The sequence below is a fragment of the Dactylosporangium aurantiacum genome, assembly GCF_000716715.1.
Classification (GTDB): Bacteria; Actinomycetota; Actinomycetes; order Mycobacteriales; family Micromonosporaceae; genus Dactylosporangium; species Dactylosporangium aurantiacum.
In genome coordinates this window covers 153,366-166,057 of sequence record NZ_JNYJ01000008.1, presented here as the reverse complement: position 1 = coordinate 166,057, position 12,692 = coordinate 153,366, and the positions used below count along the sequence as shown (strand labels likewise).

Annotated in this window: 14 protein-coding genes; 6 read left to right on the top strand and 8 right to left on the bottom strand. The window is 74.1% G+C overall.

Translation table 11 applies throughout. The annotated features are described in order from the left end of the window. Positions 1-9: 9 nt before the first annotated feature. Genes OP18_RS11735 through OP18_RS11710 form a run of 6 tightly spaced genes read right to left on the bottom strand, consistent with a single transcriptional unit; the run spans position 10 to position 4,639 of the window. Entirely contained in the window at positions 10-1,530 is a 1,521-nt protein-coding gene (locus tag OP18_RS11735) for a polyamine aminopropyltransferase (protein ID WP_033358814.1), read from the bottom strand. Then, the gene (locus OP18_RS52310; protein WP_052386561.1) at positions 1,527-2,693 is read right to left on the bottom strand and encodes a hypothetical protein; all 1,167 of its coding nucleotides are present in this window, start codon (positions 2,691-2,693) and stop codon (positions 1,527-1,529) included. The genes OP18_RS11735 and OP18_RS52310 overlap by 4 nt, the downstream gene beginning before the upstream one ends. Next, positions 2,693-3,115, bottom strand: a complete 423-nt coding sequence (locus tag OP18_RS11725; protein ID WP_033358813.1) for a DUF350 domain-containing protein — start codon at positions 3,113-3,115, stop codon at positions 2,693-2,695. The genes OP18_RS52310 and OP18_RS11725 overlap by 1 nt, the downstream gene beginning before the upstream one ends. Before the next feature lie 6 nt (positions 3,116-3,121). Further along, positions 3,122-3,547 (bottom strand): DUF4247 domain-containing protein, encoded by a 426-nt coding sequence (locus OP18_RS11720; protein ID WP_033358812.1) that lies wholly within the window; start codon positions 3,545-3,547, stop codon positions 3,122-3,124. Beyond that, entirely contained in the window at positions 3,544-4,023 is a 480-nt protein-coding gene (locus OP18_RS11715) for a DUF2617 family protein (protein WP_033358811.1), read from the bottom strand. The genes OP18_RS11720 and OP18_RS11715 overlap by 4 nt, the downstream gene beginning before the upstream one ends. A gap of 1 nt (position 4,024) precedes the next feature. After that, positions 4,025-4,639: a DUF4178 domain-containing protein gene (locus OP18_RS11710; protein ID WP_052386560.1), complete on the bottom strand. Its 615-nt coding sequence runs from the start codon at positions 4,637-4,639 to the stop codon at positions 4,025-4,027. A gap of 122 nt (positions 4,640-4,761) precedes the next feature. Between OP18_RS11710 and OP18_RS11705 the strand changes: the two genes are divergently transcribed. The 3 genes from OP18_RS11705 to OP18_RS11695 all read left to right on the top strand — a co-directional run bounded on the left by OP18_RS11705 (position 4,762) and on the right by OP18_RS11695 (position 7,848). Next, positions 4,762-6,066, top strand: coding sequence for a DUF2252 domain-containing protein (locus OP18_RS11705; protein ID WP_033358810.1), 1,305 nt, complete (start codon positions 4,762-4,764; stop codon positions 6,064-6,066). Between the two features lie 28 nt (positions 6,067-6,094). Beyond that, on the top strand, positions 6,095-6,694 hold the full coding sequence (locus OP18_RS11700) for an MBL fold metallo-hydrolase (protein ID WP_033358809.1): 600 nt from the start codon (positions 6,095-6,097) through the stop codon (positions 6,692-6,694). 536 nt (positions 6,695-7,230) lie between these two features. Next, positions 7,231-7,848 carry an L-threonylcarbamoyladenylate synthase gene (locus OP18_RS11695; protein ID WP_033358808.1) on the top strand — a complete coding sequence of 206 codons (618 nt, stop codon included), beginning with the start codon at positions 7,231-7,233 and terminating at the stop codon, positions 7,846-7,848. Positions 7,849-7,913: 65 nt separating this feature from the next. Here OP18_RS11695 and OP18_RS11690 read toward each other — a convergent pair whose 3' ends face one another. After that, the gene (locus tag OP18_RS11690; RefSeq protein ID WP_052386559.1) at positions 7,914-9,137 is read right to left on the bottom strand and encodes an MFS transporter; all 1,224 of its coding nucleotides are present in this window, start codon (positions 9,135-9,137) and stop codon (positions 7,914-7,916) included. An 86-nt stretch (positions 9,138-9,223) separates the two neighbouring features. Between OP18_RS11690 and OP18_RS11685 the strand changes: the two genes are divergently transcribed. The 3 genes from OP18_RS11685 (at position 9,224) to OP18_RS11675 (ending at position 11,935) form a co-directional block, all read left to right on the top strand. After that, positions 9,224-10,162 carry a GlxA family transcriptional regulator gene (locus tag OP18_RS11685; protein ID WP_033358807.1) on the top strand — a complete coding sequence of 313 codons (939 nt, stop codon included), beginning with the start codon at positions 9,224-9,226 and terminating at the stop codon, positions 10,160-10,162. 59 nt (positions 10,163-10,221) lie between these two features. Continuing rightward, positions 10,222-10,977, top strand: coding sequence for a class I SAM-dependent methyltransferase (locus tag OP18_RS11680; RefSeq protein WP_033358806.1), 756 nt, complete (start codon positions 10,222-10,224; stop codon positions 10,975-10,977). Between the two features lie 133 nt (positions 10,978-11,110). Next, a complete protein-coding gene (locus OP18_RS11675; protein ID WP_033358805.1) occupies positions 11,111-11,935 on the top strand; it encodes an MBL fold metallo-hydrolase in 825 nt (274 codons plus the stop codon). 48 nt (positions 11,936-11,983) lie between these two features. Here OP18_RS11675 and OP18_RS11670 read toward each other — a convergent pair whose 3' ends face one another. Continuing rightward, positions 11,984-12,676 (bottom strand): nucleotidyltransferase domain-containing protein, encoded by a 693-nt coding sequence (locus tag OP18_RS11670; RefSeq protein WP_033358804.1) that lies wholly within the window; start codon positions 12,674-12,676, stop codon positions 11,984-11,986. Positions 12,677-12,692 lie beyond the last annotated feature (16 nt).

Below are 12,692 nucleotides of genomic sequence, written 5' to 3'. Positions count from 1 at the left end.
GCTGAGCGGTCAGTAGCCCTTCCACTCCTCGCGGGCGTACTGCAGGATGCGCGGGTCCATCAGGGTCGACGGTGGCACCTGGACGCGGCGGCGGTCGGCGGGGAAGACGGTGGCGGCGCGCAGCACGTCGGTGTCGAGGAAGCGCAGCGGCGCGGGCGGCTGGAGCGTGAGCGCCGGGGCGGTGCCGGGGGCCGCGAGGAAGAAGCCCCAGTCGCCGAAGGACGGCACGTCGACGTGGTACGGCGACGTGGCGAACCCCGCCTCGCGCAGCGAGGCCTCCACGCACCAGTACGAGCGCTGCGCGAAGTACGGCGAGCCGGACTGCACCACGACCCGGCCGCCGGGGGCGAGGGCGCGGCGGACCATGGCGTAGAACTCGACGGAGTACAGCTTCGCCGTGGCGGTCTCGTCGGGGTCGGGCATGTCGACGATGATCGCGTCGAACTGCGGCGGGCCGTCGCGCAGCCAGGCGAAGGCGTCGAGGTTCAGCAGGTGGACGCGGGGGTCGTCGAAGGCGGCGGCGTTGAGCGCGCGGACCCGCGGGTCGGTGCGGGCCAGGTCGATGACCGCGGGGTCCAGCTCCACCTCGGTCACGGCGCGCACGTCCGGGTACTTCAGCACCTCCCGCAGGGCGAGGCCGTCGCCGCCGCCGAGGATGAGCACGCTGCCGTGCGGGCCGGCGAGCACCGGGTGGACCAGGGCCTCGTGGTAGCGGTACTCGTCGATCGAGGCGAACTGCAGGTCGCCGTTGAGGAAGAGCCGCACGTCGGCACCGTCGAGCGAGGAGGTGAGCACGATCTCCTGGTAGCGGCTGTGGGTGGAGTAGACCACCGGGTCGGCGTACAGCTGCTGGCGGGCGGTCACCTCGAACGGCTCCGACACCCAGAACGCGCCGCCGAGCACAGCCAGGACCGTGACAGCGCCGGCGGTGAGCGCGGCGCCGGCGCGGCGGCTCAGGTCGCGGCGGAACACGGCGAACACCACGACGACGCCGATGACGGCGTTCACCACGCCGACGACGAGGGCGCCGCGGAGCTGGCCGAAGACGGGCAGCAGCAGGAACGGGAACGCCAGCCCGCCGAGCAGGGCGCCGACGTAGTCGGCGGCGAACAGGTCGGCCACCGCGCTGCCCGCGTCCTGCCGGCGGATGCGTTGCAGCAGCACCATGAGCAGCGGGATCTCGGCGCCGATGAGGGCGCCGAGGATGAGCGCGACGGCGACGAGGGCCGGGGCGTACAGGTCCAGCCACGCGAACGCGGCGTAGAGGGCGAGCACCGACAGCCCGCCGAGCAGCGCGAGGAGCAGCTCGATCCAGGCGAACGCGACCAGCGCCCGGCCCTGCAGCGGCTTGGCGGCCAGGGCGCCGATGCCCATGGCGAAGACCATGACGCCGAGCACGATCGACGCCTGCGCGGCGGTGTCGCCGATGAGGTAGCTGCCGAGGGCCACGAGGGCGAGCTCGTAGACCAGGCCGCACGCCGCGCAGACGAACACGGCCGCGAGCACGGCCGTGCGACGGAACCGGCTCACGGCGAGCCGGCGGCCGGCGGACCGGACACCGGACCAGACACCGGACCAGGCACAGGACCGGACGGCGGGCCGGCCGCCGCGCGGCGGGACACCAGGCGGCCCAGGAACAGCGCCCCGACCGCCACCAGCAGCAGCCCGCCGGACAGCGCGAGCAGCGGCCACCGGTCGCGCAGGAAGTCGTTGCCGCCGGTGGCGACCGGCGCGACGCTGCCGGTGGCGCTCGGCGGCGGCACCGGCGCCGGCGCGAGGCCGGCCTCCAGGGTCAGCAGCGGCAGCGCGTCGGCGGCGACCAGGATCGTGGTCGCCGGGTCGTCCAGGAGCTGTTTGGTGCCGGCGCCGAGCCGGTCGAACGCGGCCGGGTCGAGGCGCGCGCCGTCGCCGAGGGTGCTGCGGATGCTGTACGCCGCGGTGTCCTCCGACTCGCTGCTGTCCGGGTAGTAGCGGACGTTGCCCTGCACCTCGACGTACTTGGCGCACTTCGCCGGGTCGTCGGTGACGGCCTTGCCGACGCCGAGGTTCGAGCCGACGTTCACGGTCGAGGCGGAGCTCTGCAGCCGCCAGCCGTAGCAGATGCCGTGCGCGGCGGTGGCCCGGGCGAGCCCGTCGACGACCGACTGCTGGTCGGCGGCGGCCGGGGTGTCGACGGTGGTGCCGGAGGTGTCGAAGGCCCCGAAGCACGACACGCCGCAGACCACGACGGCGAGCGCGAGGAAGGCCCACAGCCAGCCCTTGGGCAGCCCGCCCGACCGGGTCGCCGCGGGTGTGCCGTTCGTCGTCGGCGGCTGCTGCGGTACGCCCACCGCCGGCGCCCCCGAGGTCGGCGCGAACTGCGCCGGCACCGGCTGGACCCCCGGCGACGACGCGGGCTGCACCCCGGGCGGCGGGCCGTAACCGGGCGGCGGCGGGCCATAGCCGGGCGGTGGGGCGGAGCCGGGCGGCGGGCCGTAGGCCGGTCCCTGGGCCGGCGGCGGGCCGTGGCCGGGCGGCGGTGGGGGCACGGCGAACGGCGGCGGGCCGGCGGCGTCGCCCGGTGCGGCCGGTTGACCGGGCGCCGGTGGCGCCGCGAACGCGGGCGCGGTGCCACCCGCGGACGGCGACGGATCCTCCGGTACCGGCGCAGGAAGGGCGAACGCCGGCTTCTCGGGCTCCTCCGGCCGGGTCATCAGAGGATCGCCGCGGCGATGATGGCCCCGACCGCCAGGTGGACCACGGCGCTGATCCACACGGCCGGGTGCGGCTCGGGGTGCACGAGCAGCTCGCCGAGCTTGCCGGGGGTCGCCATGTCCAGCACCACGAACGCGACGGTCATGACCAGCAGGCCGATGAAGCCGTAGCCGGCGGTGGAGCCGATGCCGCGCAGGAAGTCGCCGTCGCTGGCGACGATCGCGGTGGTCGCGATGGTGCCGACGGCGACGAGGTTGGAGGCGAGCAGGATCGCGGCGTTGGCGTTGCGCTCGTCCCAGATGAGATGCCGCAGGGAGCCGGGGGTGGCGAGGTCGACGAGGACGGCGCCGATCCCCATGAGGACGATGCCGACGGCGGCGTAGCCGAGGGTGACCGCCAGGTCGGTGACGAGATCGAGCATGTCGGTCTACTTTCCGGAGCCGGGGCCGCCACCGCGGCCGCTGTTGCCGTCGCCCCGGCCGATCCAGCCGTTGCCGACCACGCCGGAGTAGCGGCGGTACGCGGTGCGCAGCCCCTCCACCAGGATCAGCGTGCCGGTGCCGTTCGGTTTGAGCACGACGGAGTCGTTGGAGTAGCGCAGGTAGACGCCGGTGCCGTCGGCGTACCGGCCGGCCGGGGTCCAGGCGCGGGTGATCTCGTCCGCGACCCGGGTCGGGGACTTGCCGCTGGTGTAGGCGCGGGCGTCGGTGCCGATGTCCTGCGCCGCGGCGCGGGTGTAGTGCCGGGCCACGTACGACGTCGGGGAGAAGTTGCCGGAGCAGGCGGTGAACCCGCCGATGAGCAGGCCGATCGCGGCGAGGCTGCCGGCCAGGACGTACCAGATGCGCTTCATGCTCGTATCACTGTCGTCTCCGTCATGACCAGCTCGCCGGTCTGGGGGTAGGCGTGCGCGGTCCACCACTCGGCGCCGCCGGGGACCGCCCGGGCGGCCAGGACGGTCAGGGCGTTGCGGTCGCCGGGGAACGCGCCGGCCAGCACGTGCCCGCCGGCGCCGGCGCGGTCGCGCAGGTCCGACACGGCGTCCTCGAACGCGGCGGGCGCCAGCCGCCGGACCGTCGCGGCGAACCGGTAGCCGGGGCGTTCGAACACGGCCGGCATCGGCGCGGTGACCGCGGGCAGGCAGGCCAGGGTCTCGTCGACGGCGCCGAACCGGATCTGGTGCGACGCGCCGAGCAGCCGCAACTCGACGTCGCCGGCGGGCAGGCGGACGGTCATCGTGCGCAGCGCCGGCTGCGGCGGCAGGCCGAGCGCGAAGCGCAGGTCGGCGGCGGTCGTGTCGGTGTACGCCGTGTCGAGGGTGACGAGCACCTCAGCCGCCCCGCGACCAGACGCGCACCTCGGCGCGCGACAGCCGCTCGCCGCGACCGACCTCCCACCGGTCGGGCTCGCCGGGCCCCGCGTAGGACTCGAACGACAGCAGCGCCCCGTCGGGAGCCGCGTAGTCGGCGTACCTGGCGGTGCCCGTGGCGTTGAGGCCGGTCGTGCCGGTCGAGGTGAATCTCGCCGTGCCCGATTCGTCCCTGGTGTACCGGCGGCCGTCGAAGTCGACCGTCGGCGCGCCCGGGGTCACGGTCGCCGACGGCACCTCGTGCCACAGCGCCAGCTCCAGGTCCGGGTCCTCCTCGACCGACAGCCACACCTTGGGGCCGCCGGCGGCGTCGTCGAGCAGGTGCTCGGCCCAGCCCCAGGACTGCTCCGTGTAGTGCAGGCTGCCGCGGACCGTGTACGCCCGGCCCCGGATCTCGACCGTGTCGCCGGCGGTGAGGGTGCGCGGGTCGCCGCGCAGCACGTCCGCGTCGCGGTCCCGGAACGGGTCCTGCGGCGCCGCCGGCCGCTGCTGACCGCGGCGCCGGGTGAGGGCGACCACGAGCACCACGACGGCGGCGAGCAGCACCACGACGAGCACGACGAGCAGGGCGGTCACGTGGGTCCTTCGGGCGGGGGAGATCCGTTGGGCGCCGAGGGTATCAACCACGTGCGCTTCGCGCCTGTCGTGATTGCGGCATTGTGCGTCCGCCGGCGCCCGGGTGTGCCTACGGTTGATCAATGGTTGACTCCCAGCAGCGGGCCGATCAGCTGGTCGACGTACTCGTCACCGAGTTCGGCGAGCTGATGGCCCTGGACCCGGCCGCGTTCCGCCGCAAGTTCCGCAAGATGGCCGCCACCCCGTTCGCCTTCTACCGGGGCAGCGCCTGCGTCTACTACGCCGACCTCAACGGCGTCGCCGACCCGTTCCTCGACGAGCAGACCTCCGCCGTGTGGATCCACGGCGACCTGCACGCGGAGAACTTCGGCACGTACCTGAACTCCGAGGGCATCCTCGTGTTCAACGTCAACGACTTCGACGAGGCGTACGTCGGGCCGTTCATCTGGGACCTGAAGCGGTTCGCGGCGAGCATCGCGCTGATCGGCTACGCCAAGGCCCTGTCCGACACCGTGATCGGTGACCTGGTCGCCGGCTACGCCCGCACGTACGCGACGGAGCTGCGCGCCATCGCCGCCGGCGGTGAGGAGGCGATCGGGTCGCTGACCCTCGACACCACCGACGGGGTGCTGCGCGACGTGCTGCAGCGGGCCCGGCTGAACACCCGGGTCGGTCTGCTCGACGAGCAGACCGTGATCGAGGACTACGACCGCCGCTTCGCGATGACCGACGGCGTGTACGCGGTCGACGCGCAGACCCGGGCCGAGGTCGAGGCCGCGTTCGAGGCGTACCTGCCGACGCTGCCGGCGTGGGACGGCACCCGCTCGCCGCGGTACACCATCAAGGACGTCGTGATGCGCAAGGGCGTCGGGATCGGCTCGGCCGGCCTGCCCTCCTACAACGTGCTGCTCGAGGGCCACACCCAGGCCCTGGAGAACGACGTCATCATCTACATGAAGCAGGGCCAGACGCCGGCGGTGTCCCGCTGGATCACCGACCCGCGGGTGAAGGCCTACTTCAAGCACCAGGGGCACCGCACCAGCGAGTCGCAGCGGGCCCTGCAGGCGCACGCCGACTCGTGGGCCGGCTACACCGAGCTGCGCGGGGTCGGGCAGGTCGTCGCGGAGGTGTCACCGTACGCGGCGGACCTGGACTGGAGCGACGTCAACGAGCTGGCCGACCTGACCGGCGTGGTGGACTACCTGGGCCGGGCGACGGCCCGCATGCACTCGGTCGCCGACGACGAGTCCAGCCACGACCTGGTGAACTTCTCCACGGAGGAGGCGATCGTCGCCGCGATCTCCCGCGACGAGGAGGGGTTCGTGGCGTCGCTGGTCGACTTCGCGCACTCCTACGGCGCCCGGGCCCGCGCCGACCACCAGATCTTCGTCGACCTGTTCCGCAACGGGAAGTTCCCGGGACTGTAGCGGCGCCGAGGTCTCTAAGCTGGGGCGTATGGCGCGTATCGAACGACTGGTGACGTCGGGCACGTTCTCGCTGGACGGCGAGACGTTCGACGTGGACAACAACGTCTGGATCGTCGGCGACGACACCGAGGCGGTCGTGATCGACGCCGCCCACGACGCCACCGCGATCCTGCACGCCGTCGGCTCCCGGCACCTGCTGGCGATCGTCTGCACCCACGGCCACGACGACCACATCGACGCCGCCCCGGAGGTGGCGCTGCGCACCGGCGCGCCGATCCTGCTGCACCCGGAGGATCTGCCGCTGTGGCACATGCGCCACCCCGACCTGGAACCCTCGGCCACCCTCGCGGACGGTCAGGTCATCACCGTCGCCGGCACCGACCTGACCGTCCTGCACACCCCCGGCCACAGCCCCGGCGCCGTCTGCCTGTCCGCCCCAACCCTCGGCGTCGTCTTCACCGGCGACACCCTCTTCCAGGGCGGCCCGGGCGCCACCGGCCGATCGTTCTCGGACAAGCCCACGATCCTGCGCTCGATCCGCCAGCGGCTGCTGACCCTGCCGCCCGACACGGTCGTCCACACCGGCCACGGCACCGACACCACCATCGGCGCCGAGTCACACATCTGACCGGCTCTGCCACGGCGGCCCGGGCGTCACCGGCCGATCGTTTCGGACAAGCCGACGATCGCGCACTCGACCCGGGAGCGGTTGCCGACCCTGCCGCCCGACACGACACCACGATCGGCGCCGGGTCACACATCCGACCGGCGTTCCGTTGTGATGGTTCCGGTCCCGGCCCACCATCATCACCACCGAGCGAACCGGACCGGCACCGCATCGGACCAGCGCTGACCGCACGGCGAAGCGACGGCGGGGGTGCGGAGAACCGCGGCGTTCGGATTCGGTCGGGATCCGGGTGGGTCGGGTGGGTGGCCGGGGGACCGTCGTCGGTGCAAGGCGATGGGTGGCGGCCGGGCTCGGGACCGGGGTGGCGGGTGCGGTGCCGGCCGGGGCGGCACCGGGTCCGGCGGTGCCCCTGGGGCCGTACGCCGGCGAGGGCATGGCATCGCTCCCTGGCTGCGGTCGGGCCACCGGGCCGGGTCGAGGCGTCATCGACCGCGGTCCAGCCCCGGCGGTCCGGGCCCGGCGCGTACGCTTTCGCTGTGGCCAGGTTCCTCGACGTGCACCCGGACAACCCGCAGCCGCGGCTGCTGCAGCAGATCGTGACGGTGCTGCGTGACGACGGTCTGATCGCCTACCCGACGGACTCCTGCTTCGCGCTGGGCTGCCAGCTCGGCAGCCGCCCGGGTCTGGACCGCATCCGGGACATCCGCAAGCTCGACGACCGCCACCATTTCACGTTGATGTGCCGGGACTTCGCGCAGCTGGGCCAGTTCGTGCAGATCAGCAACTCGGTGTTCCGCCTGGTCAAGGCGGTGACCCCGGGCAGCTACACGTTCATCCTCCCGGCCAGCCCCGAGGTGCCCCGCCGGCTGCTGCACCCGAAGAAGCGCACCGTCGGCGTGCGCATCCCGGAGCACACGGTCACCCAGGCGCTGCTCGCCGAGCTGGGCGAGCCACTGCTGTCCAGCACGCTGCTGCTGCCCGGGCAGGACGAGCCGATGACGCAGGGCTGGGAGATCAAGGAGCTGCTCGACCACCAGGTCGACGCGGTCGTGGACGGCGAGTGCGGGGTCGAGCCCACCACGGTGGTCGACCTGTCCGGTGACGAGCCCGAGATCCTGCGCGTCGGCGCCGGGGACCCCAGCCGCTTCGAGTAGGCACCGACCGTCACGACGGGTCCACCGTCACGACGGGTCCACCCTGCGCCGGCAGAGCCCGGGCCTCACGCCCGCCGCAGCCGGCGCACCGGGCGGATGAGCAGCACCGCCGCGCACACCGCCACGGTGACCGCGGTGGACAGCAGCAGCAGGTCCCGGGGCGCGACCACCGACGCGGCGGGGCCGACCAGGGCCTGACCGACGGCCACGCCGGAGACGGAGCCGGCGACCTCGTACGCGGTGACCCGGTTGAGCACCTCCGGCGCCACCAGCGTCTGCACGCTCGTGGACCACATCACCGACCAGAACGCCCAGGAGACGCCGCCCAGCAGGTGGCCCGCGACGAGCACGGGCAGGGGTGGTTCGAGGGCCACCGACAGCGGGATCGCGGCGAAGCCGATGAGCACCACGCCGCCCGCGGCGAGCGGACGGGCCGGCCGGAAACGGATGGCGACGAGGCCGCCGAGCACCGTGCCGCACCCGAGGCCGGCCATCGTCCAGCCGTACGCGGCGTCGCCGAGGCGTTCCCCGATGAGCCGCGACCCGAGGGGGATGTACGGGCCGAACACGAACAGGCCGAAGAAGACCCAGACCACGATCACCGACCACATCCAGCTGCGGGAGCGGAACTCCGCCCAGCCCCGGCGCAGGTCCGCGAACACGGTCGACGCCGCGCGCGGCGCCGCCGCCGGGGTCCGGCTGATCAGTGCCAGGCAGGCGCCGCTGACCAGGAACGTGCCGGCGTCGACCAGGTACACCGCGCCCGCGCCGGTCAGCGTCATCAGCAGCCCCGCGAGGACCGGCCCGCCCAGCTGCGTCGCCGCGTCGGCGATCTTCAGGGTGCCGTTGGCGCGTTGCGGGTCCTTCGCGACCAGGGGCACCATGCCGTTGACGCCCGGCTGGAACATCGCGGCGGCGAGGCCGGCGAGCGCGGACGCGGCCAGCAGCAGCCACATCGGCGGGGTGCCGGCGAAGAACGCGACGGCGACCGCGCCCTGCGTGACGGTGCGCACCGCGTCGGCGCCGACCATCATGGCGCGGGCGCCGACCCGGTCGGAGAACACCCCGCCGAAGACGATGAACATCACGAACGGCGCGGTCCAGACGGCAAGAACGTACCCCACGCCGGAGACGCCGTAGACGGCGCCGACGGCCAGGGCCGCCGCGACCGGCATCATCGCGTCGCCCAGCAGCGATACCACGCGGGCCGCGAAGTAGAACGTGAAATCCCTGGTCCAGAGCCGTGGCGCGAGCTCGCCGTCCGGCCGCCGGGCGATGACCGCGGTCATCCGGAGCACTCCATGATCACTGATTCTTCAGGCGGCGGGTGGACCTGCACAGGCGTCCGGGCGACATCCTTGGGTACATTCGTGCCATGCCGCACCGCGTCGTCGCACTGCTCGGGCCGGTCCAGGAGATGTACCCGGTGACGTGCGCGTCGGCGGTCTTCGGCGACCACGGCCCCGACATCCCGCGGCACTACGAGTTCCGGTTGTGCGCGACCCGGCCCGGCCCGATCCGCACCACGATGGGCGCCGACCTCATCGTCGAGGCCGGCCTGGAGGCCCTCGACGACGCCGGCACGATCCTCATCGCCGGCTGGTGCCCCGCGCCCGCCCTCACCGACGACATCTGCGACGCCGTCCTGGCCGCGCACACCCGTGGCGCCCGGATCGTCGCGGTCAGCGCCGGCATCCACGTCCCCGCGCACCTGGGCCTGCTGGACGGGCGCACCGCCGCCGCGCACTGGGAGATCACCGGCTGGCTGGCCCGCCACTACCCGAAGGTCCGCGCCGACGGCACCGTCCTGTACGTCGACCACGGCGACGTCGCGACCGCCGGCGCCACCGCCACCACCGTCGACCTGTGTCTCAACCAGGTCCGCCGCGAGCACGGTGCCGCGCTGGCGATGCGCATCGGCCGGCAGTTCGCCGCCGCGCCGCAGCGCGAGGGCCACCAGCGGCAGTACCCGGCGCTGCCGACCACCGGCCCCGTCCCCGACTCCCTCGCCCCGCTGCTGGACTGGATCGCCGCGAACCTCGACCAGCCGCTCACCCTGGCGGTCCTCGCGGCGAGGTCGGGCATGTCGCCGCGGACGCTCAACCGCCACTTCCACGAGCAGCTCGGCATCTCACCGGGGCGGTGGCTGCTCGACCGCCGCATCGCGAGCACCCGGGCGCTGCTGGAGGAGACCGACCTGCCGGTGGAGACGATCGCCGGGCGCGTCGGGCTGTCCTCCGCGGTCAACCTGCGCCGCCGCTTCCGTGCCGCGGTCAACACCACGCCGGCCGCGTACCGGCGCGCCTTCCGCTGAGGCTCCTGTCGCCGGCGCAGTGCTGGACATCGATGCCACGGGTAAGTAGCGTGGTAGGTATGACTCCTTACCTTGCCGATCCGGGGGCGTGGCAGGAAGGCTGGGACCTGCAGCAGTCGGCGTTCATGCCGGACCGCGAGCACCGCATCGCCGCCATGCTCGACGCCGTCGAGGCCGTCGCCGGCACCGCGCCGCGGGTGCTCGACCTGGCCGGCGGCACCGGCTCGATCGCGCTGCGGGTCCTGCGCCGGCTGCCCGGCGCCACGGTCACCCTCCTCGACGTGGACCCGGTGCTGTTGTGCGTCGCCGGCGCCTCGCTCGCCGGGCGGGCCGCCGTCGTGACCGCCGACCTGCGCGACCCCGCCTGGGTCGAGGCCCTGCCGCACCCCGACTACGACGCGGTCCTCACCGCGACGGCCCTGCACTGGCTGCCGGCGGGGCGACTCCGCGAGCTGTACGGCGAGCTGCGCACCGTCCTGCGCCCGGGCGGCCTGCTGGTCAACGCCGACCACATGCCCGAGCCGCTGCTGCCCGGCCTCACCGGGCGGCTCGTCGCGCTGGCCGACGCGCGCCGCGACGCCCGGTACGCGGCCGGCGCCGCGCCGACCTGGACGGGCTGGTGGGAACTGGCGGCGGCCGACCCGGTCCTCGGCCCGCTGATGGCGCGCCGGGCCGTGGTGCACCCGAAGGGCGCCAGCGCCGAGCACCTGCCGCCGGTCGGCTGGCACCTGGAGGCGCTGCGCGAGGCCGGCTTCACCGAGGCCGGCACGCTGTGGCGCGGCGGCCCCGACGCCGCGGTCGCCGCCGTGCGCTGACCACCAGCCCTCGACCACCACGACCCGGGCGCCGGGGACCCGACCGGCACGCCTGCAGAGTGCTTGCAATCTGCCACCACTGGCCTTACCGTCGGCCGGAAGCGGTTGCAAACCACAAGCGGAAGGGGTCGCCGTGCTGACGCAGGTCGCGGAGGGCGTGTTGGTCCACGAGAGCGGGTTCTGCCAGAGCAACGCCGTGGTCGTGCACGGCCGGGACGGCGTGCTGCTCATCGACCCCGGGGTGCAGGACCACGAGCTGGCCTGCCTCGCCGACGACCTGGCCGGCTCGGGCCGCACCGTCGTGGCGGGCTTCTCCACGCACCCGCACTGGGACCACCTGCTGTGGCACCCCCGCCTCGGCGAGGCCCCGCGGTACGGCACGGCCCGCTGCGCGGCCAGCGCCCGCGACCAGCTGGCCGACCCGGGGACGAAGGCCGAGATCATCGAGCACCTGGAGCCGACGGGCATCGCCGAGCACGTCCCGCTGGACCTGTTCGGCCTGGTCACCGCCCTGCCCGCGGGGACCACGCACGTGCCGTGGGACGGCCCCCGGGTGCGGATCGTCGAGCACCGGGCGCACGCACCGGGCCACGCGGCGCTGCTGATCGAGGACCGCGGGGTGCTCGTCGCCGGCGACATGCTGTCCGACGTGCTGATCCCGATGTTCGGCCTGGACGCCACCGCCGACCCGTTCGACGACTACCTCGACGCGCTGCTGCTGCTGGAGCGCGTGGCGGGCGGCGCCGGGGTCGTCGTCCCCGGCCACGGCGGCGTCGGCGGCGCCGGCGAGGTGGCCGCACGCATCGACCGGGACCGGGCGTACGTCCTCGCCCTGCGCGACGGCCGGGACGCCGCCGACCCGCGGATCGGCCCGTCGGCCAGACCCGGCTGGGAATGGGTCAGCGACGTGCACCACGGCCAGCTGCAGCGCCTCGCCGGCGCCGCCGACGCGAAGTGACGCCCGGCTGAGCTCGCCGGGGGAGCCGCCCGACGTGCGCCCCGGGCGTCACGCCGCGGGCAGGAACGCGGCACGGACGCGGCGCAGCCAGTCCTCGGCGACCCGCTCGTCCGGCTCCGCCGGCAGCACCCCGGGGGTCGCGTCGAACGCGGCCTCGTAGTCGGCCAGCATCCGGCGGGCCGCGTCGATGTCGCCGCCGGCGACCCGCTCGCCGAAGTCCAGGAAGCGCTGCGGGTCGTCGAGGCGGATGTGGATGACGCCGGTGGTGTAGGCGGTGTACCCCTGCCAGCACAGCCGCAGCAGGTGCCGGGCGTGCTTGGCGGTGCGGTGGCGGGTCTCGGAGGAGAACGAGCCGTCGCCGCGGGACTCCAGCTTGCGGAACTGCTGGGTGGCGTAGCCGAGGTACGCGTCGCGGACGCGCTTGGCGGACAGCAGCGACGAGCGGACCGCGATCAGCTCCTCGCCGAGGGCGGTGCGGGTCTCGTACAGCTCATCGGGCAGCCACAGCAGCTCCGACACCGTCGGGTTGCCGCCGAGGGCGAGCGAGCAGTACTTGCGGGCCTCGTGGAACGTCACGTCCGGGTGCGTGGAGACGATCGACTCGGCCGGCTGCCGCAGCCCGTGCAGCGCGACGGTCGGCACGGCGTACATGCCGAGGCGGTCGATGTCGGAGCCCGGACCGGCCAGTCCGTAGGCGGTCGAGCCGACGATCCCGGCGAGCAGCACGTTGTCCGGCGTCATGATCTCAGTGTCCCGG